The sequence below is a fragment of the Micromonospora sp. RP3T genome, assembly GCF_003027925.1.
GTDB lineage: Bacteria > Actinomycetota > Actinomycetes > Mycobacteriales > Micromonosporaceae > Micromonospora.
In genome coordinates this window covers 184,690-206,094 of the sequence record NZ_PYPS01000005.1, presented here as the reverse complement: position 1 = coordinate 206,094, position 21,405 = coordinate 184,690, and the positions used below count along the sequence as shown (strand labels likewise).

21 protein-coding genes are annotated in these 21,405 nt (G+C 73.5%); 12 read left to right on the top strand and 9 right to left on the bottom strand.

Going from position 1 to position 21,405, the window contains the following annotated elements; translation table 11 throughout:
• Nucleotides 1-65 precede the first annotated feature (65 nt).
• Complete coding sequence (locus C8054_RS06695) at nucleotides 66-836, top strand: AraC family transcriptional regulator (RefSeq protein WP_107155844.1); 771 nt, start codon at nucleotides 66-68, stop codon at nucleotides 834-836.
• A 101-nt stretch (nucleotides 837-937) separates the two neighbouring features.
• On the opposite strand, the gene C8054_RS06690 is transcribed toward C8054_RS06695, so the two are convergent.
• The gene (locus tag C8054_RS06690) at nucleotides 938-1,342 is read right to left on the bottom strand and encodes a YjbQ family protein (protein WP_199199563.1); all 405 of its coding nucleotides are present in this window, start codon (nucleotides 1,340-1,342) and stop codon (nucleotides 938-940) included.
• A 23-nt stretch (nucleotides 1,343-1,365) separates the two neighbouring features.
• Nucleotides 1,366-1,707 carry a hypothetical protein gene (locus C8054_RS06685; protein ID WP_146179880.1) on the bottom strand — a complete coding sequence of 114 codons (342 nt, stop codon included), beginning with the start codon at nucleotides 1,705-1,707 and terminating at the stop codon, nucleotides 1,366-1,368.
• Between the two features lie 182 nt (nucleotides 1,708-1,889).
• On the opposite strand from C8054_RS06685, the gene aceE reads away from it, so the two are divergent.
• On the top strand, nucleotides 1,890-4,634 hold the full coding sequence (gene aceE / locus C8054_RS06680; protein WP_107155841.1) for a pyruvate dehydrogenase (acetyl-transferring), homodimeric type: 2,745 nt from the start codon (nucleotides 1,890-1,892) through the stop codon (nucleotides 4,632-4,634).
• Nucleotides 4,635-4,776: 142 nt separating this feature from the next.
• On the opposite strand, the gene C8054_RS06675 is transcribed toward aceE, so the two are convergent.
• The gene (locus C8054_RS06675; RefSeq protein ID WP_107155840.1) at nucleotides 4,777-5,223 is read right to left on the bottom strand and encodes an SRPBCC family protein; all 447 of its coding nucleotides are present in this window, start codon (nucleotides 5,221-5,223) and stop codon (nucleotides 4,777-4,779) included.
• Nucleotides 5,224-5,426: 203 nt separating this feature from the next.
• On the opposite strand from C8054_RS06675, the gene C8054_RS06670 reads away from it, so the two are divergent.
• Genes C8054_RS06670 through gltX form a run of 3 tightly spaced genes read left to right on the top strand, consistent with a single transcriptional unit; the run spans nucleotide 5,427 to nucleotide 9,473 of the window.
• The gene (locus C8054_RS06670; RefSeq protein ID WP_107155839.1) at nucleotides 5,427-6,740 is read left to right on the top strand and encodes a GH1 family beta-glucosidase; all 1,314 of its coding nucleotides are present in this window, start codon (nucleotides 5,427-5,429) and stop codon (nucleotides 6,738-6,740) included.
• On the top strand, nucleotides 6,737-8,014 hold the full coding sequence (locus C8054_RS06665) for an MFS transporter (RefSeq protein WP_107155838.1): 1,278 nt from the start codon (nucleotides 6,737-6,739) through the stop codon (nucleotides 8,012-8,014). The genes C8054_RS06670 and C8054_RS06665 overlap by 4 nt, the downstream gene beginning before the upstream one ends.
• A gap of 49 nt (nucleotides 8,015-8,063) precedes the next feature.
• Complete coding sequence (gene gltX, locus C8054_RS06660) at nucleotides 8,064-9,473, top strand: glutamate--tRNA ligase (protein WP_107155837.1); 1,410 nt, start codon at nucleotides 8,064-8,066, stop codon at nucleotides 9,471-9,473.
• 203 nt (nucleotides 9,474-9,676) lie between these two features.
• Here gltX and C8054_RS06655 read toward each other — a convergent pair whose 3' ends face one another.
• A complete protein-coding gene (locus tag C8054_RS06655) occupies nucleotides 9,677-10,297 on the bottom strand; it encodes a copper resistance CopC family protein (protein ID WP_107155836.1) in 621 nt (206 codons plus the stop codon).
• Between the two features lie 190 nt (nucleotides 10,298-10,487).
• Between C8054_RS06655 and C8054_RS06650 the strand changes: the two genes are divergently transcribed.
• On the top strand, nucleotides 10,488-11,147 hold the full coding sequence (locus C8054_RS06650; RefSeq protein WP_107155835.1) for a hypothetical protein: 660 nt from the start codon (nucleotides 10,488-10,490) through the stop codon (nucleotides 11,145-11,147).
• A 7-nt stretch (nucleotides 11,148-11,154) separates the two neighbouring features.
• On the opposite strand, the gene C8054_RS06645 is transcribed toward C8054_RS06650, so the two are convergent.
• Together C8054_RS06645 and C8054_RS06640 are read right to left on the bottom strand one after the other, a co-directional pair.
• The gene (locus C8054_RS06645) at nucleotides 11,155-12,072 is read right to left on the bottom strand and encodes an NADP-dependent oxidoreductase (protein ID WP_233219516.1); all 918 of its coding nucleotides are present in this window, start codon (nucleotides 12,070-12,072) and stop codon (nucleotides 11,155-11,157) included.
• Nucleotides 12,073-12,117: 45 nt separating this feature from the next.
• Complete coding sequence (locus C8054_RS06640; RefSeq protein ID WP_107155833.1) at nucleotides 12,118-12,429, bottom strand: hypothetical protein; 312 nt, start codon at nucleotides 12,427-12,429, stop codon at nucleotides 12,118-12,120.
• Between the two features lie 140 nt (nucleotides 12,430-12,569).
• Here C8054_RS06640 and C8054_RS06635 point away from each other — a divergent pair, with 140 nt between their 5' ends.
• The 5 genes from C8054_RS06635 to fabF all read left to right on the top strand — a co-directional run bounded on the left by C8054_RS06635 (nucleotide 12,570) and on the right by fabF (nucleotide 17,625).
• Nucleotides 12,570-13,874: a CdaR family transcriptional regulator gene (locus tag C8054_RS06635; RefSeq protein WP_233219515.1), complete on the top strand. Its 1,305-nt coding sequence runs from the start codon at nucleotides 12,570-12,572 to the stop codon at nucleotides 13,872-13,874.
• A 78-nt stretch (nucleotides 13,875-13,952) separates the two neighbouring features.
• The gene (locus C8054_RS06630; protein ID WP_107155831.1) at nucleotides 13,953-15,125 is read left to right on the top strand and encodes an acyltransferase domain-containing protein; all 1,173 of its coding nucleotides are present in this window, start codon (nucleotides 13,953-13,955) and stop codon (nucleotides 15,123-15,125) included.
• Nucleotides 15,126-16,070, top strand: coding sequence for a beta-ketoacyl-ACP synthase III (locus C8054_RS06625; protein WP_107155830.1), 945 nt, complete (start codon nucleotides 15,126-15,128; stop codon nucleotides 16,068-16,070).
• A gap of 86 nt (nucleotides 16,071-16,156) precedes the next feature.
• Nucleotides 16,157-16,396 (top strand): acyl carrier protein, encoded by a 240-nt coding sequence (locus tag C8054_RS06620; protein ID WP_013735281.1) that lies wholly within the window; start codon nucleotides 16,157-16,159, stop codon nucleotides 16,394-16,396.
• Between the two features lie 2 nt (nucleotides 16,397-16,398).
• Nucleotides 16,399-17,625 carry a beta-ketoacyl-ACP synthase II gene (gene fabF, locus C8054_RS06615; protein WP_107155829.1) on the top strand — a complete coding sequence of 409 codons (1,227 nt, stop codon included), beginning with the start codon at nucleotides 16,399-16,401 and terminating at the stop codon, nucleotides 17,623-17,625.
• A gap of 90 nt (nucleotides 17,626-17,715) precedes the next feature.
• Here the strand turns inward: fabF and C8054_RS06610 are convergent, their stop codons facing one another.
• A complete protein-coding gene (locus C8054_RS06610; RefSeq protein ID WP_107155894.1) occupies nucleotides 17,716-19,440 on the bottom strand; it encodes a glycoside hydrolase family 3 protein in 1,725 nt (574 codons plus the stop codon).
• Nucleotides 19,441-19,473: 33 nt separating this feature from the next.
• The gene (locus tag C8054_RS06605) at nucleotides 19,474-19,965 is read right to left on the bottom strand and encodes a DUF3145 domain-containing protein (protein WP_107155828.1); all 492 of its coding nucleotides are present in this window, start codon (nucleotides 19,963-19,965) and stop codon (nucleotides 19,474-19,476) included.
• Between the two features lie 328 nt (nucleotides 19,966-20,293).
• On the opposite strand from C8054_RS06605, the gene C8054_RS06600 reads away from it, so the two are divergent.
• A complete protein-coding gene (locus C8054_RS06600) occupies nucleotides 20,294-20,623 on the top strand; it encodes a hypothetical protein (RefSeq protein WP_107155827.1) in 330 nt (109 codons plus the stop codon).
• Between the two features lie 39 nt (nucleotides 20,624-20,662).
• On the opposite strand, the gene C8054_RS06595 is transcribed toward C8054_RS06600, so the two are convergent.
• Nucleotides 20,663-21,298 carry a carbonic anhydrase gene (locus tag C8054_RS06595; RefSeq protein WP_107155826.1) on the bottom strand — a complete coding sequence of 212 codons (636 nt, stop codon included), beginning with the start codon at nucleotides 21,296-21,298 and terminating at the stop codon, nucleotides 20,663-20,665.
• Between the last annotated feature and the right edge of the window lie 107 nt (nucleotides 21,299-21,405).

Sequence of the window (21,405 nt, the reverse complement as noted above, 5' to 3'; positions counted from 1 at the left end):
GCGGCGTCCGGTCTTGTCGATCCTTGCGGGCCGTTCCGTCACCCGGGCGGCCTACGCTGAGCCGCGTGCGCACCACCCGCCGGCTGCTGACCCACCCGGACTTCCGGGTGAGCGTGGTGCGCTGCCGGGACGACCACACCGGCTGGTCGACGCCGGAGCCGGCCGGCGCGTACGGCCTGGTGCTGGCGCGGCGTGGCGCCTTCCGGCGGGCCGGGCGCGACGGGGACGCGTGGGTCGGCTCGACGGTCGCCTACCTGACCGTGCCCGGCGAGGAGGAGCGGTTCGCGCACCCGGCCGGCGGCGACGAGTGCACCTCGGTGCACCTGTCCGAACGGCTCTGGCGGGACCTGTTCGACGATCGGCCGGTGCCCGGCACGGTGCATGTCGACGGCCGGCTGGATCTCGCCCACCGACTGCTGCTGCGCAGCGGCGCCGATCCCGACCACGCCGCCGCCGAACGGCTGGTACGCCTGGTCGGTGACGCCGCCGCGCCCACGGCGGGTGGTGGCGGGCCGGGCCGGGGGCTGGTCGAGCGGGCCCGCGCCGCGCTGCACGACGACGCTCCGGAGGCCGCGGGGCTGCTGCCGCTGGCCCGGGCGCTCGGGGTGTCGCCCTACCGGCTCAGCCGGGAGTTCCAGGCCCGGGTGGGGGTGCCGCTGACCCGCTACCGCAACCGCCTGCGCGTCGGCCGGGCGCTGGACCGCATCGAGCAGGGCGGCGTGCGTCTGGCCGAGCTCGCCACCGAGCTGGGCTTCGCCGACCAGGCGCACCTGACCCGCACCGTCCGCGCCCACCTGGGTCACCCACCCGGCGTGCTCCGCCGCCTGCTCAACTGACGTCACACCGCCCGTCCTTGGGCGCTGATTCCCGGAAAGAGTGGCTGTTCCGCGTCGGACAGCCACTCTTTCCGTGAATCAGGGGCCCGCATCGGGGGTGGTCAGGCGGGGAGGAAGGAGAAGCGGATCTGGCGGTCCGGGTTGTCGCCGTTCGGGTCGACCAGGCAGATCGACTGCCAGGTGCCGAGCTGGAGCCGTCCGCCGAGCACCGGCAGCGTCGCGTACGGCGGCACGAACGCCGGCAACACGTGGTCGCGGCCATGTCCGGGCGAGCCGTGCCGGTGCCGCCACCGGTCGTCGGTGGGCAGCAGGTCGTCGAGCGCGCGGAGCAGATCGTCGTCCGACCCGGCGCCGGTCTCGATGATCGCCAATCCGGCGGTGGCGTGCGGCACGAAGACGTGCAGCAGCCCGTCGCCGGACCCGGCGAGGAACCGCTCGGCCTCGGCCGTGATGTCCCGGACGGTCGGCCGGGACCCGGTCCGGACGCTGATCACCTCACTACGCATACGGCGCATTCTGCCGCAGCGCGTCAGCTCCCGCCTCCGCCGCCGCAGTCCGCACCGCCACCGCCGCCGTCCCCCGAGCCGTACGTGGGCATCTCGCCGCCGCCGGTCTCCGGCCCGGGCGGGTACGGGAAGAGGCCGGCCCCGCCGGCCGCCTCCCGGTAGCCGGCCCCGAATCGGCGCCGATGGCGCAGCTCGTCCCGGCCGGCGAGCACCAGCATCACGCCGATGCCGAGGCCGATCGCCCAGCCCGGACCCCACTGCGGGGTACGCGCGATCTCCCAGCCCAGCCCGACCGCCGAGCCGGACGCGACAAGCGCGCCCACCGCCACCAGCACACCACCCACCCGGACCGGCCGCCTCCGCATGGCGGCAGGGTAGCCGGGGACGGCCAGCGCCGAGCCCACGGCGGGGCTCGGTGATCGCACAAAGTTACCGGCGGGTACCTGTGTTCAGCATCGCGTCTGGGGGAGCCAGACGTGACGACGAGCGCCACCAGGGGGCAGGATGGCGCTAGAGACCTATCCCACACAGAACCGAGGGAACGCCTGTGGCTACGGAACGCAAGCGCCCGGTGATCACCGCTGGTCTGCCGAGCCAGCTTCCGGACATCGACCCTGAAGAGACCAGCGAATGGGTCGAGTCGCTCGACGGTGTCATCGACGAGCGCGGAACCAAGCGCGCCCGGTACGTCATGCTGCGCCTGCTGGAGCGGGCCCGCGAGCGCCAGGTCGGGGTGCCGTCGCTGACCACCACCGACTACATCAACACCATCCCACCGGAGCGGGAACCGTGGTTCCCCGGTGACGAGCACATCGAGCGACGGCTGCGGGCGTACATCAGGTGGAACGCCGCCATGCTGGTGCACCGGGCCCAGCGCCCGGAGATCGGCGTGGGCGGTCACATCTCCACGTTCGCCAGCTCGGCCTCCCTCTACGAGGTGGGCTTCAACCACTTCTTCCGGGGCAAGGAGCACCCGGGCGGCGGCGACCAGATCTACTACCAGGGTCACGCCTCCCCCGGCATGTACGCGCGGGCGTTCCTGGAGGGCCGGCTGAGCGCCGACCAGCTCGACGGCTTCCGGCAGGAGCTGTCGCACCGCGCCGGCTCGCTGCCCTCGTACCCGCACCCGCGGTTGATGCCGGACTTCTGGGAGTTCCCCACCGTCTCCATGGGTCTCGGCCCGCTGAACGCCATCTACCAGGCCCGGTTCAACCGCTACCTGCAGCACCGGGGCATCAAGGACACCTCCCAGCAGCACGTCTGGGCGTTCCTGGGCGACGGCGAGATGGACGAGGTCGAGTCGCTCGGCGCGATCGGCGTGGCCGCGCGCGAGGAGCTGGACAACCTCACCTTCGTGATCAACTGCAACCTCCAGCGCCTGGACGGTCCGGTCCGCGGCAACGGCAAGGTCATGCAGGAGCTGGAGGCGTTCTTCCGGGGCGCCGGCTGGAACGTGATCAAGGTGGTCTGGGGCCGGGAGTGGGACCCGCTGCTCGCGGCGGACACCGACGGCGCGCTGGTCAACCTGATGAACACCACGCCCGACGGTGACTACCAGACCTACAAGGCGGAGTCCGGGGCGTACGTCCGGGAGCACTTCTTCGGCCGCGACGCGCGGACCCGCAAGATGGTCGAGCACCTGAGCGACGACGAGATCTGGAACCTCAAGCGGGGTGGCCACGACTACCGCAAGCTCTACGCGGCCTACAAGGCGGCGATGGAGCACACCGGCCAGCCGACGGTGATTCTCGCCAAGACCATCAAGGGCTGGACGCTGGGCTCGCACTTCGAGGGCCGCAACGCCACGCACCAGATGAAGAAGCTGACGCTGGACGACCTGAAGCTGTTCCGCGACCGGCTCTACCTCGACATTCCGGACAAGCAGCTGGAGGAGAACCCCTACCTCCCGCCGTACTACACGCCGGACGAGAAGTCGGACGAGATGGAGTACCTGCGGGAGCGGCGTCGCCAGCTCGGCGGCTTCCTCCCGTCGCGTACCACCGCGCCGAAGACGCTGGCGATCCCGGGCAGCGAGCGGTTCGCCGACGTCAAGCGCGGGTCGGGCAAGCAGAAGGTGGCCACCACGATGGCCTTCGTCCGCCTGCTCAAGGACGTGATGAAGGACAAGGAGTTCGGCAAGCGCTGGGTGCCGATCATCCCGGACGAGGCCCGCACGTTCGGCATGGACTCGCTCTTCCCGACCCAGAAGATCTACTCGCCGCACGGCCAGCGCTACACCTCGGTCGACCGGGAGCTGTTCCTGTCGTACAAGGAGTCGACGACCGGGCAGATCCTGCACGAGGGGATCAACGAGGCCGGTTCGGTCGCCTCGTTCACCGCCGCCGGCACGTCGTACGCCACGCACGGCGAGCCGATGATCCCGATGTACATCTTCTACTCGATGTTCGGCTTCCAGCGCACCGGCGACGGGTTCTGGGCGGCGGCCGACCAGATGGCCCGGGGCTTCGTGCTCGGCGCGACCGCCGGCCGGACCACGCTCAACGGCGAGGGTCTCCAGCACGAGGACGGGCACTCGCTGCTGCTCGCCGCCACCAACCCGGCGGTGGTCGCGTACGACGCGGCGTTCGCGTTCGAGCTGGCGCACATCCTGGAGAACGGCCTGCACCGGATGTACGGCGAGGCGCAGGAGAACGTCTTCTACTACCTCACCGTCTACAACGAGCCGATCTTCCAGCCGGCCGAGCCGGAGGGCGTGGACACCGAGGGCATCGTCAGGGGCATCTACCGCTACTCGCCGGCGCCGCAGCTGGGCGCGGACGCGCCGAAGGCGAACGTGCTGGCCTCCGGCACCGGCATGCAGTGGGCGCTCAAGGCCCAGCAACTGCTCGCCGAGGACTGGGGCGTGGCCGCCGACGTGTGGTCGGTGACGTCCTGGACCGAGCTGCGCCGCGACGCGGTGGAGTGCGAGGAGCACAACCTGCTCAACCCGGGTGAGGAGCAGCGGGTCCCGTACATCCAGCGCAAGCTGGCCGACGCCGAGGGTCCGAAGGTCGCGGTCAGCGACTGGATGCGCGCGGTACCGGACCTGATCGCGCGCTGGGTACCGGGCGACTACACCTCGCTCGGCACCGACGGCTTCGGCATGTCGGACACCCGGCACGCGTTGCGTCGCCACTTCCACGTGGACGCCGAGTCGGTAGCGGTCGCCACGCTGCGGCAGCTCGCGCTGCGGGGCGCGGTCCCGGCGCACGTGCCGGCCGACGCCGCCCGCAAGTACGCGCTGGACGACGTCAACGCCGCCCCCGTCGGCGAGACCGGCGGCGACAGCTAGACGTGAAAGGAAGGGCCCCCGCTTAACGCCTGCGGTAGAGGAGGGGGCCCTGCTTAACACCGACGGACACGACGATGGTCCGGCGTCCCTGGTTGGGATGCCGGACCATCGTCGTTGCGGGCGACGCCGGGACCGGACCCGGTCAGCCGACGGCGGCCAGGTCGGTCAGCCGGGCCAGCGAGTCCTCCAGGTCGGCGCCCACCCGGCGCAGGCCGAGCCGCAGCAGTGCGGCCTTGACCGGCCCGGCGGGCCACCGGACGACGATCAGCCGGACCACGGTGCCGCCGGCGTCCTCGTCCGCGGTGAGCTGGACGTAGATCTCGGTACGCGCCTCGGCCCGGGCGCCGGCGCCCTTGGCCCGTTCGCGCCAGCCGATCAGCGTCGGCTCCTGATAGGCGATCACTTCGGCCTCGTGCGCGGCGCCGCGTCCGGCCTGGACGAGCTGCCGCCGACCGAACCCCTCCCCGGAGAGGACCTCGGCCGCACGGACCCCCGCCAGCCAGGCCGGCAGCTGCTCGGCGCGCTGCACGACGTCCCAGACCACTTCCACCGGCGCCACCACGTGTGCGCTGCGTTCCACGAGGATCATGAGCGTCTTTCCCCCACTTAAAACTACATCCGCGATATTCGGCACTCTATGTGTAAATCGGACTTAAGCGGACGGGATTGTCGAAGACACGCCGAAACGCCCTGATGTCCCGCACCGTCCCGGCCTATGGCGTGGCGTTCCGCCGAGCCCTAGAGTCGCGAACACGCTTCACGTATTGGGAGGGCGAATTGACGACCGTGCCGATGCCCGACTTCCCCACCGGCTTCCGCTGGGGGGTGTCCACCTCCGCGTACCAGATCGAGGGCGCGACCACGGTCGACGGCCGGGGACCGTCCATCTGGGACACGTTCGCCCGGGAGCCGGGCCGGATCGTCGACGGCAGCACCGGCGACGAGGCGTGCGACCACTACCACCGGCACGCCGAGGACACCGCGCTGCTGGCCGGGCTGGGCGTGTCCGCGTACCGGTTCTCGATCGCCTGGCCCCGCGTCCAGCCCACCGGCGCCGGCCCGGCGCACACGGCCGGGCTGGACTTCTACGACCGGCTGGTGGACGGCCTGCTCGCCGCCGGCGTCGACCCGGTCGCCACGCTCTTCCACTGGGACCTGCCGCAGGCGCTGGAGGAGGCCGGCGGCTGGCTGAACCGGGACACCGCCGCCCGCTTCGCCGAGTACGCCGACCTGACCGCGGCCCGCCTCGGCGACCGGGTGAAACTCTGGATCACGCTCAACGAGCCGTTCATCCACATGAGCCTCGGGCACGGCATCGGCACCCACGCGCCCGGCCGGATGCTGCTCTTCGACGCCTTCCCGGTGGCCCACCACCAGCTCCTCGGGCACGGCCTGGCGGTCGACGCGCTGCGCGCCCGCACCGCGAGCCCGGTGGCGATCGCCAACAACTACTCGCCGGTGCGGCAGGTCGGGGACACCGACGCCGACCGGGCCGCCGCGCAGGCGTACGACGCGCTGCACAACCGGCTCTTCACCGACCCATTGCTCGGCCGCGGCTACCCCGACGCGCCCGGCCTCGACCCGGCCGTGATCCACGACGGCGACCTGGACGTGCTGGCCGCCCCGATCGACGTGCTCGGCGTGAACTACTACAACCCGACCGGCATCCGGGCCCCCGAGGAGGGCTCACCGCTGCCGTTCGAGATGGTGCCGCTGGACGGGTACCCGCGTACCGCGTTCGACTGGCCGGTGGCCCCGGACGGGCTGCGCGAGCTGCTGCTCCAGCTCCACGACCGGTACGGCGACGCGTTGCCGCCGGTCCAGGTCACCGAGAGCGGCTGCGCGTACGACGACGTGCCGGACGCCCAGGGCCGGGTGGACGACCCGGAGCGGATCGCGTACCTGGACGGGCACCTGCGCGCGGTGCACGAGGCGATCACCGCGGGGGTGCCGGTGACCGGGTACTTCGTCTGGTCGCTGCTGGACAACTGGGAGTGGGCCGAGGGGTTCACCAAGCGGTTCGGGCTGGTGCACGTCGACTACCCCACGCAGCGGCGTACCCCGAAGTCGTCGTACGCCTGGTTCCGGGACCTGGCCCGGCGATGACCACGGTGAACCCGACGCCGGCCTCGCTGCCGGCGGCGCTCGCCGAGCCGACAGTGCCGGTGCGGCGGAGCTGGATCGCGCTGATCTTCGCCGCCAACCTGGGCGTCTGGATGGCGTTCTTCACGCCGATCCAGGTGCTGCTGCCGCAGCAGGTGGAACGCATCGCGCCGGGCGACAAGGAGGCCATGCTGGCGGTGGTCACCGGCCTCGGCGCGCTCGCCGCGGTGCTGGCGAACCCGCTGGCCGGGGCGTTGTCCGACCGGACCTCGCTGCGGCTGGCGAACCGGCACCTCGGCCGCCGGCACGTGTGGACCGCGACCGGCGCGGTGGTCGGCGCGTTCGCGCTGGTGCTGCTGGCCCGGCAGGACAGCATCGCCGGCGTGGCGGTGGCCTGGGTGGCCGCGCAGGTCTGCTTCAACGCCATGCTGGCCAGCCTCACCGCCGCGATCCCGGACCGGGTGCCGGTGGCGCAGCGCGGCGGCGTCTCCGGCTGGGTGGGCATCCCGCAGGCGCTGGGTCTGGTGCTCGGCGCGGTGCTGGTCACCGCCGTGGTCACCGGCAACGCCGCCGGGTACGCCGCGATCGCGCTCGCCGTGCTGCTGCTGTCGTTGCCGTTCGCGCTGCTCACCCAGGACGACCCACTGCCCCGGGCGCACCGGCCGCCGCTGCGGGCGCGCGCCCTCCTCGCCTCGATGTGGATCAGCCCGCGTCGCCACCCCGACTTCGCCTGGGCCTGGTTCACCCGGTTCCTGGTGCAGTTGGGCAACGCGCTCGGCACGCTCTACCTGCTCTACTTCCTCACCGACGGGGTGCGGGTGGCCGACCCCGAGGGCTCGCTGCTGGTGCTGATCCTGCTCTACACGGTGGGCATGATGCTCACCGCCGTGGTGGCCGGGCGGCTCTCCGACCGCTCCGGTCGACGCAAGGTCTTCGTGATCGTGTCCGGGCTGATCATGGCGGTGGCGGCGACGCTGCTCGCGGTGGCGCCGGTCTGGTCGATGGCGATCGTCGCCGCGCTGCTGCTCGGCGCCGGTTACGGCGTCTACCTGGCGGTGGACGCCGCGTTGATCACCCAGGTGCTGCCGGCCGCCACCGACCGGGCCAAGGACCTCGGGGTGATCAACATCGCCAACTCCGCGCCACAGGTGCTGGGGCCGGCGCTCTCCGCCCCGATCGTGGTGCACCTGGGCGGCTACCCGGCGCTCTACGCGGTGACCGCCGCCGTCACGCTGCTCGGCAGCGCGCTCGTCGTGAAGATCAGGGCGGTGCCCTGACCGGGCCCCCTGCCGGAAAGCGGTCGCGGCCCGCCGTAGGCTGGGGGACGTGACGGTACGTGTACGCTTCGCCCCCTCCCCGACCGGAATGTTCCACGTCGGCGGCGCCCGCTCGGCGTTGCAGAACTGGATCTTCGCCAAGCAGCAGGGCGGGGTGTTCGTGCTCCGCGTCGAGGACACCGACGCGGCCCGCAACCGGCCCGAGTGGACCGAGGGCATCCTCTCCGCGCTCGACTGGATCGGCATCACCCGCGGCAGCTACGAGGGCCCCTACTTCCAGTCCTCGTACGCGGGCGAGCACCGCGCCGCCGCGCAGCGGCTGTACGAGGCCGGCCGGGCGTACTACTGCGACTGCACCCGCGACGACGTGCAGGCGCGCACCGGCTCGCAGCACCGGGGCTACGACGGCTTCTGCCGCGACCGGGGCCTGTCCGCCGGTGAGGGCCGGGCGCTGCGCTTCCGCACCCCGGACGAGGGCGAGACCGTGGTGGTCGACCTGATCCGGGGCGAGCCGACGTTCGAGAACAAGCTGATCGAGGACTTCGTCATCGCGCGGGGCGACGGCTCGCCGGTCTTCCTGCTGGCCAACGTGGTCGACGACATGACCATGGGGATCACCCACGTGATCCGGGCCGAGGAGCACCTGCCGAACACCCCGAAGCAGCAGCTGCTCTGGGACGCGCTCGGCGTCAAGCCGCCGGTCTGGGCGCACGTGCCGGTGGTGGTCAACGAGAAGCGGCAGAAGCTGTCCAAGCGGCGGGACAAGGTCGCCCTGGAGGCGTACCGGGACGAGGGCTACCTCGCCGACGCGATGCGTAACTACCTGATGCTGCTCGGCTGGGCGCCGTCGGGTGACCGGGAGATCGTGCCCTGGTCGGTGATCGAGGACGAGTTCCGGCTCGACGAGGTCAACCCCTCCCCGGCCTTCTTCGACGAGAAGAAGCTCCGCGCCTTCAACGGGGAGTACATTCGCGCCCTGCCGGTGGAGGAGTTCGTCGCCGCGTGCCAGCCATGGCTCACCGGCACCGACACGATCGCCCCGCCGCCGTGGCAGCCGGCCGAGTTCGACCCGGCCGCGTTCGCCGCGGTGGCCCCGCTGGCGCAGACCCGGATCGCGGTGCTCAGCGAGATCGTGCCGAACGTCGACTTCCTCTTCCTGGCCGACCCGCTGATCGACGAGGCGGCCTGGGCGAAGGCGATGAAGGAGGGCGCCGCCGAGCTGCTGGACGCCGCGATCGCCGCGTTCGACACGCTGGAGACCTGGGACGCCGAGTCGCTGAAGGCCACGCTGGAGGCGGTCGGCGCGGAGCGCGGGTTGAAGCTGGGCAAGGCGCAGGCGCCGGTCCGGGTGGCGGTCACCGGCCGCACCGTCGGGCTGCCGCTGTTCGAGTCGCTCGAGGTGCTCGGCCGCGACCGTACGCTGACCCGGCTGCGCGCCGCCCGGGTACGCCTGGTCTGAGCCGTGCGTGACGCCCGGCGTGTCGTCCGGGCGTGTCGCGCGCCGGAAACGGAAGCCCTTTCGGGCGTCATGCCTCCTGGTCATATTTATGACCAGGAGGCATAACGGGACGCGGTAGAGGTCTCTCCCGTCCCGTCACGCACGGTGACCGGGTGAGCGGACGCCCGCTGCGGATCCGGCCTGCCGCCCGGTGCCCGGCCCGGTCAGCGACGGGCGGCGCGGCGACGCAGCAGCAGTCCTCCACCCAACGCGGCCAGCACCACGACCGCGCCGGCCGCCCAGAGCCAACCCGCACCCCCGCCGTCGTCAGCGGCGGCGGCCGCGGGCGTCGGGCTCGCCGGCGACGGCGCGGTCGTGGTGGGCGGCGCGGCGCTCGTGGGCGGCGTCGCGGTGGTCGGCGCGGTGCTGGTCGGCGTCGACGGCGTCTCGGCCGGGGTGCCGGTGGTCAGCGTGAACCGGATCTCGCCCTTGATCGGGTGCCCGTCGTCGGACGCGAGCTGGTAGGCAACGATGTAGAGCCCGGCCGCGGCGGGCTTGAACGGCACGCTCACCCGCTTCCCGGAGAAGATCGGCGGTCCACCCGCGGCGGCCACGTTGTCCGGCCCGGTGACGGTGACCGTCGTGCCGGCCTCCTTCGGCGTGGCCAGGAACCGCAGCTCGATCCGCTTCGGCGCGGCAGCCACCCGGGCCCCGTTGGCCGGATCGCTGCCGGTCAACGAGTTGTGCGCGGAGGCCGGCGCGGCCGGCAACAGCAGCGACACCCCCGCCGCCAACCCGAGCACCGCCAGCCAGGTACGTGTCGTACGGGCAACCCTGCCCCCCATGAGCCCCTCCGTCCGGGTAAGATCCGGCCGCTGATCTTCGACCGTCCATTGGTCGGTCTCAGCTCGCAGATAGTTCCAAATACTCTTCCACCTACTGCAACCACGCGGCGTTCTGCGGAGTCTTTGGGGTGGGCGGGTCCAGTGTGACCGGCAGCGGGAGCCAGCCATCGAACGGGGCGAGGAGGCGGCGATGGTCCGGAAGGTGAGGCGGCTGCTGACCGTCGTGGCCGGGGCGGCGGTGCTGGCGTGCACGCTGGCCCTCACCGGCACGACGGCGGCCCAGGCCGCGCCGAAGCCGAAGCTCGCCCCGGCCGGGGTGGACATCACCGGCGACCAGCTCGACCAGCCGTTGCAGTTGCGGGCCGACACCAAACCGGCCGAGGTCACCATGATCGTCGACCAGGTCAAGTGGCTGGGGACGACCGGTCAGCTGCGCGGCCCGGCGGCCAAGGACCTCGGTCCGAAGTACACGGTGGTGGTGCTCGCCGCCGGCAGCCCGCAGCACACCTACGACCTCTTCCCGCTGGCCAAGGGCGGCCCTCGCGTCTACCGGCCGGCCAAGCAGCCCGACCTGAGCCACCCCCGGGCCGGCTGGTTCTTCGGCCGCCTCAACATGTCCGAGACGCTGCGCGCCGTCGGGGTGCCGCTGGCACCCCGGTTCGACACGCTCTCCGGGGGTATCGGCGGCGGCGAGCGCGTCCTACCGGAGGAGGCGCTCGACCCGGCGGAGGGCCTCGACACCGCGCTCGGCGAGTTGCAGCGGCTGCTGCTGCTCAACATCGGCGTGGTGCTGGTCATCACCGTCGGGCTGGCCGGGATCGCGCTCCTGGTGCGCCGCCGCACCCGCTGAGCCCGGGTCAGATGGTCAGCACGACCTTGCCCCGGACATGCCCCGCCTCCACCAACCGCTGCGCCTCGGCGGCCTCGGTGAGCGGGAACGTCCGGGCCACGTGCACGGTGAGCCGGCCGGCGTCGACCAACCCGGCGAGCACCCCCAGGTCGGCCGAGGACGGCTTGACGAAGAGGTACGTGCCGCCAAGGCGGGTCACGTGCTCCGGGTCGGCGGTGGAGACCAGCCGCCCCGGCCGGCCGATCAGCTCGGCGGAGGCGTCCAGCGCGTCGCCCCCGAACAGGTCCAGCACCACGTCGACGCCGTCCGGCGCGACCGCGCGGACCCGGTCCGGCAGGCCGTCGCCGTAGCTGACCGGCTCCGCGCCCAGCGACCGGACGAAGTCGTGGTTCGCCTCGCTCGCCGTGCCGATCACCCGGTCGGCGCCGAGCGCGCGGGCCACCTGCACCGCGAGGTGCCCCACCCCGCCGGCCGCGCCGTGCACCAGCACGGTGTCACCGGCGCCGGTGCGGGCCAGTTGCAACGCCTGGTAGGCGGTGAGCCCGGCCAGCGGCAGACCGGCCGCCTCCGGCCAGGACGCCCGCACCGGCTTGTCGGTCAGGCACCGCTCCGGGGCCGGGACCAGTTCCGCGTACGTGCCGTGCTGCACGTCGTCGCGGCGGACGTAGCCGATCACCTCGTCACCGACGGCGAACCCGGACACCGCCGGACCGACCGCCTCCACCACGCCGGCGGCGTCCCACCCCGGCACCAGCGGGAAATGGCTCGGGAACGCGCCGGCCAGGTGCCCCGCCCGGACCTTCCAGTCGACCGGGTTGACCCCGGCGGCCCGCACCCGCACCAGGACCGTGTCCGGACCGACCGGCGGGGTGGGCAGCTCACGAGCGGTGAGCAGGTCGGCCGGGCCGTACTCGTCGATCGCCATCGCCTTCACCCCACCCACGCTAACCGCCGGACGGGCCCCGCGTGGTCAGCACCAACGGCGCGGCGGCCGTTCCCGGCGGCTCGTGCGGTTGCCGGGGCGCACCGCGCCGTGCCGGTGGCCACCCGCCCAGCCGGCCTGGTCGCTGCGGCAGCCCTGGATCGGCGCCGGGTCGGCGGTGGGACCGGCCGGCTCGACGACCCGCTGACGCGGCGCCGCCGGCTCGTCGTCGGCGCGCTCCGACGACCGCCCGACGGCCGGCTCACCCGGATGGGTCAGCCCCGCCCGGCGCGGCTGGTCGTGGCCCGGCCGACAGTGCTCGTGCTGGGCGCAGCCGTGTTCGGCCTCCCCGTGCGCCATCCCGGTCCCCCTCACCCTTCGCCCTCGCCCGTCGGACGGAACGCCCCGACGCGCTCTGACACCGTACTGGCCCGGCCCGACGAGATCGTCAGCGCGTACCGGTGGAGATCGCCCGTCGGCGGCGCCGCCGGGGACTCGGAGTGGATCCGCTGGTCAGGCCGTGTCAGGCTGGTGCGGTGAGTGAACCGGGCGGTACCGAGACGTCGGCCACGCTGCGCCGCATCGAACGGGCCGCGGGCAGCCTGGCCACCGCCAGCGTGGCCCGGATGGACGAGAGTCTGCTGTGGTTCCGCGAGCTGCCCGCCGACCAGCGTTCCTGGGTGATGCTGGTGGCCCAGGCCGGCGTGCGGTCCCTGGTGCAGTGGCTGCGCCAGGGCGGCGGCGCGACCGACCGCACCCAGGAGGTGTCGGACGAGGTCTTCGCCGCCGCGCCGGTGGCGCTCGCCCGCTCGATCAGCCTCCAGCAGACCGTGGCGCTGATCAAGGTGACCATCGAGGTCGTCGAGGAACAGGTGTCCGACCTGGCCGTGCCGGGCGAGGAACAGTCGCTGCGGGAGGCGGTGCTGCGGTTCTCCCGGGAGATCGCGTTCGCCGCCGCCCGGGTGTACGCCCGGGCCGCCGAGACCCGGGGCTCCTGGGACGCCCGGTTGCAGGCGTTGCTGGTGGACGCGCTGCTGCGCGGCGACTCGCCGGACGTGCTGGCCAGCCGCGCCGCCGCGCTGGGCTGGTCGGACGCGCCGCCGGTGGCGGTGGCGGTGGGCCGCTCCCCCGGCGGTGAGGTGGCGGCCGTCCTGCACACCGTCTACCGGCAGGCCCGCCGGATCGGCGTCGAGGTGATCGGCGGCGTGCACGGCGACCGCCTGGTGATCGTGCTGGGCGGGGCGGCCGATCCGCTGGCGGCCACCGGGAAGCTGCGTACCGCGTTCGGCGACGGGCCGGTGGTGGTCGGTCCGGCGGTGCCCAGCCTCGACGAGGCGACCGAGTCCGCGCGAGCCGCGCTCGCCGGGTTCCGGGCCGCGCCGGCCTGGCCGACCGCGCCGTGCCCGGTCGCCGCCGCCGAACTGCTGCCCGAGCGGGCGCTGGCCGGCGACGCCGAGGCGCGCCGCCGGCTGCGCCACGACGTGTACGCGGCGCTGGCCCGCGCCGGCGGCGGCGAACTGCTGGAGACGCTGGACGCGTTCTTCGCCGCCGGCGGCACGCTGGAGAGCGCGGCGCGATCGCTGTTCGTGCACCCGAACACGGTGCGTTACCGGCTGAAGCGGATCGCCGAGGTGACCGGCTTCTCGCCGCTCGCCCCGCGGGACGCCTTCGCGCTCCAGGTCGCGTTGACCGTCGGTCGTCTCGACCCGGTGGTCCCGGCCGTCACGCCGGTCCCGAACCAGACAGCGAGCCCAGCCGGTCGGAAAGCCACCCAGAGCGGTGACGACCGACACCGATCTTTGTAGGTTTCCTCTAAAGCTTCTAGTGCGGTTTGGTGCCGTGCGTTACAGCGCAACCCGCGAGTATCCGTCAGAGTCGTACACGTGCTCGCCGTACTCTCCCCCGGACAGGGTTCACAGAAGCCCGGTTTCCTGAACCCATGGCTCGACCTCGCCGGCGCCGAGGCGCGCCTGCGCTGGTGGTCGGCGCTGGCCGGGGTCGACCTGATCCACCTCGGCACCGAGGCGGACGCGGACGAGATCAAGGACACCGCCCGCACCCAGCCGCTGCTGGTCGCCGCCGCGCTGCTCGCCGCCGAGCACCTGCCGATGCACGACGTCCGGGTGGTCGCCGGGCACAGCGTCGGCGAGCTGGGCGCCGCCGCGCTGGCCGGCGTGCTGCCCGCCGAGGCGGCCGTGACGCTCGCCGGCGTCCGCGGCCGGGAGATGGCCGCCGCCTGCGCGCTGGAACCCACCGGGATGGCCGCCGTGCTCGGCGGCGACCCGGACGAGGTGCTCGCCGCGTTGGAGACGCACGGCCTGCACCCGGCCAACCGCAACGGCGCCGGCCAGATCGTCGCCGCCGGTGCGATCGCCGGGCTGGAGAAGCTCGCCGTCGAACCGCCGACCCGGGCGCGGGTCATCCGGCTCAAGGTGGCCGGCGCGTTCCACACCCCGTACATGTCCCCGGCCGAGACCGCGCTGGCCGGGGTGGCCGCCGGGGTCACCGTGGCCGACCCGGCCCGCGTCCTGCTGTCCAACCTCGACGGCGCCCCGGTCGGGTACGGCCGGGAGGCGGTGCAGCGGCTGGTCCGGCAGGTGACCGCCCCGGTCCGCTGGGACCTGTGCATGCGCACCCTGGTCGACCTCGGCGTCACCGGTGTGATCGAACTGCCGCCGGCTGGCACGTTGGCCGGTCTGGTCAAGCGGGAGCTCAAGGGGGACGGGGCACCGGAGATCGTCACCCTGAACACGCCCGACGACCTGCCCGCCGCGCGGAGCCTGATCGCCCGGCACGGCGGTGGCGGCGTCGCCCGCCCGTCGGCGTCCGGTTTCCGGGTGGTGGTCTCCCCCGCCGCCGGTGTCTTCACGCCGGTGGCCGAGCTGACCGAGGGCGCCGGTGTGCACGCCGGCCAGGTCGTCGGCCACGTCGCCGCCCGGCAGGGGCGGGTCGAGGTGACCGCGCACGACAGCGGGCTGCTCACCGAGTGGCTCGCGCACCACGACGACCCGGTCGCCCCGGGCCAGCCCCTCGTCCGCATCGGAGGATCGCACTAAATGGCCGGCAGCCGGATCGCCGCGATGGGGCACTACCAGCCCTCCCGCGTGGTCACCAATGACGAGCTCGCACAGTTCGTCGACACCAACGACGAGTGGATCCGGGACCGGGTCGGCATCGCCACCCGGCGAATCGCCGGCGAGGAGACCGTGGCCGACATGGCCGCCGCCGCCGCCGGCAAGGCGCTGGCCAGCTCCGGCCTCACCGCCGCCGACATCGACCTCGTCGTGGTGGCGACCTGCACGTCGGTGGACCGCAGCCCGAACGTGGCCTGCCGGGTCGCGGCGAAGCTGGGCGTCAACGCGCCGGCGGCGTACGACCTCAACACCGCCTGCTCCGGTTTCGCGTACGCGCTCGGCACGGTGGACCACGCGATCCGGGCCGGCGCGGCGCGCAACGCGCTGGTGATCGGCGCGGAGAAGCTCTCCGACGTGACCGACTGGACCGACCGGTCGACCTGCATCATCTTCGGCGACGGCGCCGGCGCGGCGGTGGTCACCGCGACCGCCGACGACGAGCCGACCGGAATCGGACCGGTGGTGTGGGGATCCGCGCCGGAGAAGAGCGACGCGGTACGGATCGAGGGCTGGCGTCCGTACATCGCGCAGGAGGGGCAGTCGGTGTTCCGCTGGGCCACCACCGCGCTGGCCCCGCTGGCGCTCCAGGCCTGCGAGCGGGCCGGGGTGGCCCCGTCGGAGCTGGCCGCGTTCGTGCCGCACCAGGCCAACGCGCGGATCATCGACGGCATCGCCAAGCGGCTGAACATCCCGGACGCGATCATCGCCAAGGACATCGTCGAGTCCGGCAACACGTCGGCGGCGAGCATCCCGCTGGCCCTGTCGAAGATGGTCGAGCGACGCGAGGTGCCCGCGGGCGCCCCGGTGCTGCTGTTCGGTTTCGGCGGCGGCCTGACCTACGCCGGTCAGGTCGTGCGCTGCCCCTGATGACCCCCTCGGGCGCGAACGCGCTCCAGGTGCGGTGGCCGGCGTCGCCGGCCGCCGAGTAACCCCGATGAGAGGAACCAACCGCAATGACCCGTGACGAGATCACCGCCGGCCTCGCCGAGATCCTCGAAGAGGTTGCCGGGGTGAGCCCGGACGACGTGGCCGAGGGGAAGTCCTTCACCGACGACCTCGACGTCGACTCGCTCTCCATGGTGGAGGTCGTGGTGGCGGCCGAGGAGAAGTTCGGCGTCAAGATCCCGGACAACGAGGTGCAGAACCTGAAGACCGTCGGGGACGCGGTCAGCTACATCGAGGCGCAGTCCTGATCATGAGTCGCCCCGACGTCGTCGTCACCGGGCTCGGCGCGACGACCCCGCTCGGCGGGGACGTCGCGTCGACCTGGGACGCCATGCTGACCGGCCACTCCGGGGTGGGTGCGCTCACCCAGGAGTGGGCCGGGCAACTGCCCGTCCGGATCGCCGCCCGACTGGCCGTGGACCCGGCCGAGGTGCTGGACCGCGTGAAGCTGCGCCGGCTGGACCGCTCCCAGGCGATCGCCCTCATCGCCGCGCGGGAGGCCTGGGCGGACGCCGGGCTGGCCGATGCCGGGCCGGACCCGGAACGGCTGGCCGTGAGCGTCGGCTCGGGCATCGGCGGCGCCACCACCCTGCTCGACCAGGACGACATCCTGGAGGCGTCCGGACCGCGACGGGTCTCCCCGCACACGGTGCCGATGCTGATGCCGAACGGCCCGGCCGCCTGGGTCGGGTTGGAACTGGGCGCCAAGGCCGGGGTGCACTCGGTGGCCAGCGCCTGCGCGACCGGCGCGGAGGCGATCTCGCTGGGGCTGGACATCATCCGCGCCGGCCGCGCCGACGTGGTGGTGGTCGGCGGCACCGAGGCGGTCATCCACCCGCTGCCGATCGCCGGTTTCGCCTCGATGCGGGCCATGTCGACCCGCAACGACGAGCCGGAGAAGGCGTCCCGACCGTGGGACAAGGCCCGGGACGGCTTCGTGCTCGGCGAGGGCGCGGGCGTACTGGTGCTGGAGCGCGCCGACCACGCCGCCGCCCGCGGCGCCCGCGTCTACGCGCGCCTGGCCGGCGCCGGGGTCACCTCCGACGCGTACGACATGGTGCAGCCGCACCCGGAGGGCGAGGGCGCGATCCGGGCCATCGTCCGGGCGCTCGCCGACGCGGACATGACCGGACGGGACATCGTGCACGTCAACGCGCACGCCACCTCCACGCCGGTCGGCGACATGCTGGAGATCGGCGCGCTGCGCGAGGCGATCGGTGACCACCCGCTGCTCACCGCCACCAAGTCGATGACCGGGCACCTGCTCGGCGCGGCCGGCGCGTTGGAGTCGATCGCCACCATCCTGGCCATCCGGGACGGGGTCGTGCCGCCCACGATCAACCTGGACGACCCGGATGACGGCCTCAGCCTGGAGGTGGCCGCGCACAAGGCCCGGCACCTGGAGATCCCGGCCGCGCTGAACAACGCGTTCGGCTTCGGCGGGCACAACGTGGCGCTGGTCTTCACCCGCCCCTGAACCAGGTCTGCAAGGAAGGGGCCCCCTCTCCACACGTGAGTGTGAGAGGGGGCCCCTTCTCTACCGGAGGCGTTAACCGGGGGCCCGTCCTTACACCTTGCAGGTGGTGGCGGGCAGGCCGGGGACCGGCACCGGGGCGCGGCCGGTGGGGCGGGCCTTGCCGGCGAGCACCGCGGCCAACGCGGTCATCGAGGCCCGGGTGGACGAGTAGGTCGCCAGCACCGTCGGCGACTTCGCCCCGGCCAGCACGTACGGCGTGTCCATCGCCACCGTCACCGCCGCGTCGGCGCTCAGGTCCTTCGTGCCGTCGCCGTACCCGACGAGGTGCACGACGGTGCCGCCGGAGGACACCACCCTGACCCCGGCGGCGGTGAGCGCCTCGGTCAGCAGGGCCCGGGTGCGGTCCCGCCCGCCGGAGGAGGTGACCCGGACCGGTCCGGTCACCGCACCGCCGCACGTGCCGCGCAGCACTGTCACCGCGGCGGCGGCCAGGTCGGCGGCGGCCTTTCGGTGCTCGGGGCCGTCCAGCGTCGACAGCGCCGGCTGCGGGTGCCCGGCCAGCCGGAACTTCATGGTGAGCACCCGGGTGACCGCCTCGACCAGGCGGGTGCGGGGCAGCGAGCCGTCCGTCAGCGCGGCGCGCAGCCCGTCGTACGCCTGGCCGACGTTCGGGGTCATCAGGATGAGGTCGTTGCCGGCGTTGAGCGCGCGGACCGCCGCCTCGCCGGGCGACCACTTCTTCGCCGGCGCCATGTTCATCCCGTCGGTGATCACCACCCCCTGGAAGCCGAGCTGGCCCCGGAGCACGTCGGTGAGCAGCTTGCGGGAGAACGTGGCCGGGGTGCCCGGGTCGACCGCCGTGACGTTCAGGTGGGCGGACATCACCGCCATGGCGCCGGCGTCGATCCCGGCGCGGAACGGCGGGAACGCGGTGCGGTCCAGCACGGCCCGGGACTGCCCGACCACCGGCAGTTCGGTGTGCGAGTCGGCGGCACTCAGGCCGTGCCCGGGGAAGTGCTTGACCGCCGCACCGACGCCCTCGGCCTGGAGACCGCGGACCGCGCCGGCCACCTGGGGCGACGCGGTGGCCGGGGTGGCGCCGAAGGACCGGGAGCCGATCACCGTGCTGCGGGTGGCCAGCACGTCGGCGACCGGGGCGAAGTCCAGGTTGATCCCCATCGCGGCCAGTTCGGCGCCGGCGGCCCGCCAGGCGGCCTCGGTGAGCGCCGGGTTGCCGGCCGCGCCGGCGGCGAGCGGGCTGGGCAGTTGGGTCACCCCGTCGGTGATCCGGGTGACCACGCCGTACTCCTGGTCGGTGCCGACCAGGAAGGGCGCGGCGCCGGCGGGCAGCTTGCCGGCGGCGACGCGCAGCCCGTCGGTCAGCGCGCGGACCTGCTTCGGGTTGTCGACGTTGGTGGTCTCCTGGTTGCCCGAGGTCGGGTCGTCGGCGCTGAAGCCGACCAGGATCACGCCGCCGAGGCGGTACTTCGCCACCATCTCGGCGGGGGTGTCGACACCGGCCAGCGCCCGGTTGCCGGCGGCCGAGCCGGCGGAGACCTGGGTGGCCGAGCTGCCGTACGCGTACGGCATCAGCACCTGCCCGACCAGGTCCTCGTCGGAGAGCGTGGCGACCAGCGCGGCGGCCTGCGCCGCCGGGTCGGCGGCGGTGGGCGCCGGCGCGGCCGACGAGGAGGCGGGGGACGCCGGGGCCGACGGGGCCGGGCGGGGCCGGTCCGGCCCGTCCGAGCAGCCGGTGAGGACCAGCGCGGTCAGTGCGGCGAGCGCGACGGCGGAACGTCGCGGGGGAATCGACACGGTCCCCACCGTATCGGGGCAACTTGCCCGACGTCACCCCACCCGGGTGAGCAGCGTCACCGGCGCGCCGTCGCCGGCGTACCGGTAGGGCTCCAGCTCGGCGTCCCAGGCGGTGCCGAGCGCCTTGTCGAGGGCGTGCGCGAGCGCCTCCGGGGCGCGGGCGGCGGCCATCAGGGTACGCAGCCGGTCCTCGCCGAGCTGGATGTCGCCGGCCGCGCCGACGGTGGCCCGGAACAGGCCCCGCCCGGGGACGTACATGAAGCGCTCGCCGTCAGCGCCGGGACTGGGCTCCTCGGTCACCTCGAAACGGATCATGGGCCACTGCCGGAGGGCAGCGGCCAGCTCGGCACCCGTCCCCGGGCTGCCGGTCCAGCCGCACTCGGCGCGCCGCGCGCCGGGGTCGACGGGCTGCCCCGTCCAGTGCAGGTTGACCGGCGCGGCGAGGACGCGCGCGATCGCCCACTCGACGTGTGAGCACACGGCGAGCGGGGTCGAGTGGACGTATACGACGCCACGCGTTGGCACGGTGACCTCCCGGTGAGCCGAGGTGCGTCTTCCCCTACGACCTCGTCACCCGAGTGGCCCCTGGCACACATGATGACCGCTGTGACAGGTGGTGCGCCAGCGAATCGGAAAATTCGCCGCGGTCGGCCGGCCGGAAATACCCGGGTGGGCGACCCGGTTGTGTCCCGGTGACGGCGCGACCACCAGCCAGGCGTCGCGTTCGTGTACAGTTCTCTGGGCGGTTCTGTGCCGCCGCACGTCTTCGCGGGCCGGCGCTCAAACCCGGGCGTCACTCGCACAGCCCCCGGACGGTTCCCGTCCCCACCGTACGTCTGCAAGGAGTACCTCCGTGGCGAGCAACACCTCTAAGACCGCGCGCGCGTCAGTCCGGGCCGGCCAGGCTGGCCAGGGTGGCGCCCTCAGCGTGCTGGGCGAGTTCAAGTACCTGATCCCGCTCAACGGCGGCAAGCACGCCTACGTGCGCAACCTGACCAACGGCAAGACCGCGCACCTGCGCACCGACTCCGACGCCTTCGTCGAGGAGATCCGGACGCTGGCCGCCGCCGGCCACGCCGCCAAGATCCGCGCCGAGCTCAACGGCCTGGCCGCGTCCTACCCGGACCACGGCTGGGACAAGACCGAGAAGCGTCTCGTCGAGGCCGGTGTCTTCGAGGGCTGAGCCGCCCTCACCCGCACCACCGCGACCGCCCGTCGGGGATCACCCCGGCGGGCGGTTCCGTGTCTCCTCCGCCGGCAGCAGCGTGACCTCACCGGTGGCCAGGTCGTAGAGCGCGCCCACCACGGCCAGTTCGCCGGTGGCGACCCGGTCGGCGAGCAGGTCGTCGGCGCGCAGCGCGGCCACCGTGCGCCGCACGTGCCGGCGGATCGCCAGCGGGTGGACGGCCGGGTCCGCCACGCCGACCTCCCGCACCGCCGGGGTGATCCGGTCCACCACGTACCCCAGCGCGCCGCCGGGCCGCCGCCCGGTGCGTACCGCGTCGACTGTCGAGCCCACCGCGCCGCAGCGCTCGTGGCCGAGCACCATCACCAGGCGTACGCCGAGCTGGCCCACCACGTACTCGATCGAGCCGCAGACCGCGCGGTCGAGCACGTGCGCGCCGGTCCGGATCACGCAGATCGAGCCGAACGTCTGGTCGAAGATCGCCTCCAGCGGCACCCGGGAGTCGATGCAGCCCAGCACCACCGCGTACGGCTGCTGGTCGCCGGAGGCCACCGCCGCGGCGGCGGTCACGTCGTGCCCGTGCAGCGGTTGGCCGCTGACGAAGCGGCGGTTGCCGGTGAGCAGCTCGGCCAGGGCGGCCCGGGGGCTCCGGGCGGCGGGCGGGGACGGCATGCCTCCAGCCTGGTCACCGATCGGACCGCACGGGAGCGGACGGCGAATCTTCTCACCGGCCCGGTTGCCGTGGTGTCATGACGGGTAACGCCGGTGTCACCACCGGG

Coding starts and splice junctions, on each gene's coding strand:
- C8054_RS06690 (WP_199199563.1), bottom strand. CDS start 1,342: ATGCGTAGTGAGGTGATCAGCGTCCGGACCGGGTCCCGGCCGACCGTC.
- C8054_RS06685 (WP_146179880.1), bottom strand. CDS start 1,707: ATGCGGAGGCGGCCGGTCCGGGTGGGTGGTGTGCTGGTGGCGGTGGGC.
- C8054_RS06675 (WP_107155840.1), bottom strand. CDS start 5,223: ATGATCCTCGTGGAACGCAGCGCACACGTGGTGGCGCCGGTGGAAGTG.
- C8054_RS06670 (WP_107155839.1), top strand. CDS start 5,427: ATGCCCGACTTCCCCACCGGCTTCCGCTGGGGGGTGTCCACCTCCGCG.
- C8054_RS06665 (WP_107155838.1), top strand. CDS start 6,737: ATGACCACGGTGAACCCGACGCCGGCCTCGCTGCCGGCGGCGCTCGCC.
- C8054_RS06655 (WP_107155836.1), bottom strand. CDS start 10,297: ATGGGGGGCAGGGTTGCCCGTACGACACGTACCTGGCTGGCGGTGCTC.
- C8054_RS06650 (WP_107155835.1), top strand. CDS start 10,488: ATGGTCCGGAAGGTGAGGCGGCTGCTGACCGTCGTGGCCGGGGCGGCG.
- C8054_RS06645 (WP_233219516.1), bottom strand. CDS start 12,072: ATGGCGATCGACGAGTACGGCCCGGCCGACCTGCTCACCGCTCGTGAG.
- C8054_RS06640 (WP_107155833.1), bottom strand. CDS start 12,429: ATGGCGCACGGGGAGGCCGAACACGGCTGCGCCCAGCACGAGCACTGT.
- C8054_RS06625 (WP_107155830.1), top strand. CDS start 15,126: ATGGCCGGCAGCCGGATCGCCGCGATGGGGCACTACCAGCCCTCCCGC.
- C8054_RS06620 (WP_013735281.1), top strand. CDS start 16,157: ATGACCCGTGACGAGATCACCGCCGGCCTCGCCGAGATCCTCGAAGAG.
- fabF (WP_107155829.1), top strand. CDS start 16,399: ATGAGTCGCCCCGACGTCGTCGTCACCGGGCTCGGCGCGACGACCCCG.
- C8054_RS06595 (WP_107155826.1), bottom strand. CDS start 21,298: ATGCCGTCCCCGCCCGCCGCCCGGAGCCCCCGGGCCGCCCTGGCCGAG.